The organism is Streptomyces sp. NPDC056222, assembly GCF_042264065.1.
GTDB lineage: Bacteria > Actinomycetota > Actinomycetes > Streptomycetales > Streptomycetaceae > Streptomyces.
The window spans coordinates 1-2,921 of record NZ_JBHJTL010000197.1; the positions used below are offsets into that span (position 1 = coordinate 1).

Below are 2,921 nucleotides of genomic sequence, written 5' to 3' on the forward strand. Positions count from 1 at the left end.
CAGTGGTAGAGGACGGCTCCCCAGACGAAGCCGCCGAGGAAGAGCACACAGCCGACGGCCACGGCCAGCCCCGACAGCACGCTGCCGAGGCGGCCGCGGCCGCCGTCCGTTCGTATCGTTCCGCTCATCCCAGCGCTCCCCACCCTCAAGGTCGGTTCGTCGATCTGGGACGGCACCCTACCCGCGCGTTCCTACTCGGCGGTATGCCGAGAGGTGAGCCTCTTCCTGCGCCACAGTACGAGCGGCAGCGCGGCGGCGAGTCCGGCCGCGCCCGGGGCGACGGCCAGCGCCTGGCTCAGCCCGGGCTGGTCGAAGGTGCTCGGAACCGGCAGCGTCGCCCAGCGGGTGACCGGCCAGGCCACGACGACCGCGCGTCCGACGACCTTGTCGTTCGGGACCGTGCCGCCGCCCGGGAGGTTCTGGTGGAACCGGGAGTCCAGGGAGTTCTGGCGGTTGTCGCCCATCACCCAGATGCTGCCCTCGGGGACGGTGATCGGCCCGAAGGGCTTGTCACCGCACGGCGAGGAACCGGGGTAGATGTACGAGGTCTCGTCCAGCGTCTTCCCGTTGAGGATGACGTTGCCGCCCTCCTTGCAGGAGACCGTGTCACCGCCCACCGCGATGACGCGCTTGATCAGGTCCTTCTCCTCGGCGTACAGCCCGACGAAGCTCAGGAACTGCTGCAGCACGTTCGGGTCGGGGGTGGTCGTGTCCGCCAGCCAGCCGCCCGGGTCGTGGAAGACGACGACCTCGCCGCGCTCCGGCTCGGAGCCGAACCAGGGGGTCAGCTTGTCCACGAGGACCCGGTCGCCGCGCTGCAGCGTGTTCATCATCGAGTCCGAGGGAATCATGAACGCCTGCATCAGGAAGGTCTTGATCAGCAGCGCGAGGAGCAGAGCGATACCGATCAGCAGGGGCAGTTCCTTCCAGAAGGAACGCGGCTTCTTCGCGCCCTCGCCGGTCTGCCCGGGCCCGTCCGGCCCGTCCTGTCCGCCCTGCTGGTTCTTTCCGGTCTCGCCCTCGCCGTCCGCGGGGTCGGCGTCGTGCGGGCCGGAGGATTCATCCCTCATGGCCACCGCCGATTCGGCGAGCCGCTCGGGCCTCTCCTCCGGCTCGTCGTGTCCGGATCGTGCGCCGACGGCCACATCCCCCACATCCACTCCTCAGTCCGTGCAAATGCCTGCCCCAGAACAGGGACAGGCCCACCACTCCCATAACGAGCGGGAGTTCCGCAGGGGTCGGGAGCCAGGGCAATCCGTTCAGATTCCGCGAGGACACACTATGCGACACACCGTGTGCGGACACAGGAGCCGAACGACCGTCCGGTACGGCCGCGAACGTGTCCGGTTCCTCCAGTCGCCGCCAGTGGCTCACCGGCCAGGCGATGACGACAGCCCTGCCCACCACGTCCTCCTCGGAGATCGTTCCCTGCTCCTTCTCGTCGAGGTGGAAGCGGGAGTCGGCGGAGTCCGACCGGTGGTCACCCAGCACGAAGATCCGGCCTGCGGGCACCGTCACCTTGAACTTGATCTTCGACGGTTCGTTCCCCGGGTGCAGATACGGTTCATCCAACGGTACGCCGTTGACCTTGATCCGACCGTCCGTGCCGCAGCACTCGACCGTGTCACCGCCGACCGCGACGACCCGCTTGATCAGATCCTGCTCGTCGGCGGAGGGCAGCAGCCCGATGAAGGTCAGGGCCTGCTTGACCTGCTTGACGCCGATCGGGTCCTCGGTGACGGGCGCGGTGTCGTCCTGGAGCCAGTTGCCGGGGTCCTTGAAGACGACGACGTCGCCGCGTTGCGGCTTGGAGCCGAACCAGGGCGTGAGCTTGTCGACCAGGACCCGGTCGTCGATCCGGATCGTCTGCTCCATCGAGCCGGACGGGATGACGAAGGCCTGGACGAGGAACGTCTTCAGGACGAGCGCGATCAGCAGGGCGACCGTGATCAGGAGCGGGATCTCCTTGACCGCGGACCGCTGTCGCCTGCGCTTGACCTTGCGGGCGAGTCTGCGCCGCTCCGCCCGGCCGGGCATCGGACGGCCGCCGGCCTGCGTCGGCCGTGTGCCGGTGGGCAGCCGGGTGTCGCCGCGGTGCCCGGCCGGCCTGCCCCGGTTACCCATGGCCACCCGCCGCGGGAGTGGGTACGGAGTCGAAGGCTTCGGTCTCCTCCACCTCGGACCAGCGGCCGAAGGGCCAGCCGATCCAGTCCGCCCGCCCGATCACGCGCTCCACGGGCACCATGCCGCCGCCCGGCCGGCCGAGGTGGTCGCGGGAGTCGCTGGACTGGCTGCGGTGGTCGCCCATGACCCACAGGGTGCCCTGAGGGACGACGATGTCGAAGGGAACCTTCGAGGGCGAGTCGCCCAGCATGACGTACCGCTCCTCGACGGGCACGCCGTTGACGGTCAGTCGGCCGTTGCTGTCGCAGCAGACGATCCGGTCGCCTCCCACGCCCACCACCCGCTTCACGAAGTCGGTCTCGGCGGGCTCGGCGAGGCCGAGGGCCGCGGCCGCACCGTGCAGCAGACCGGTGACCGGGTTCTGCTCGGGGGCCTCCTGGAGGAAGGAGCCCGTGCCGTCGAAGACGACGACGTCACCCCGGCGCGGTTGGTCGCCGAAACGGTACGCCAGCTTGTTCACGAGGATCCGGTCCCCGACCTGGAGTGTGGGTTCCATCGAGCGGCTGGGGATCAGGAAGGGCTGCATCACGAAGTGGCTCAGGAGCAGCAGGAAGATCACGAAGACGCCGCCGATGACGCTCGTACGGCGCCAGGACCACGCGGCGACGTCCCCGTCGCGCTCCGTGGGGGCGGAGTCCTGCCCATCGGGCCCGGAAATACGCGCGGAGCGGGGGGGGGGCCGCCAAAACAGTGAGGGGGGTGGGGGCGGGTTGTGGGGGTTTGGGGGGGAAGTGGGG

Annotated in this window: 3 protein-coding genes and 1 pseudogene; all 4 read right to left on the bottom strand. The window is 69.5% G+C overall.

Features of this window, described 5'->3' with window-relative positions:
* A pseudogene (locus tag ACFC0D_RS38360) lies at window positions 1-128 on the bottom strand (signal peptidase I); the annotation flags it as partial.
* A 63-nt stretch (window positions 129-191) separates the two neighbouring features.
* Window positions 192-1,145 (bottom strand): signal peptidase I, encoded by a 954-nt coding sequence (gene lepB, locus ACFC0D_RS38365; RefSeq protein WP_376446707.1) that lies wholly within the window; start codon window positions 1,143-1,145, stop codon window positions 192-194.
* On the bottom strand, window positions 1,060-2,124 hold the full coding sequence (lepB, locus tag ACFC0D_RS38370; protein WP_376446710.1) for a signal peptidase I: 1,065 nt from the start codon (window positions 2,122-2,124) through the stop codon (window positions 1,060-1,062). The genes lepB (ACFC0D_RS38365) and lepB (ACFC0D_RS38370) overlap by 86 nt, the downstream gene beginning before the upstream one ends.
* A complete protein-coding gene (gene lepB / locus ACFC0D_RS38375) occupies window positions 2,117-2,842 on the bottom strand; it encodes a signal peptidase I (protein WP_376446713.1) in 726 nt (241 codons plus the stop codon). Before lepB (ACFC0D_RS38375) ends, lepB (ACFC0D_RS38370) begins: the two co-directional genes overlap by 8 nt.
* Window positions 2,843-2,921: the final 79 nt, after the last annotated feature.

Excerpts from the sequence above, each read along its gene's own strand:
- lepB (WP_376446710.1), bottom strand. The coding sequence starts at position 2,124 with ATGGGTAACCGGGGCAGGCCGGCCGGGCACCGCGGCGACACCCGGCTG.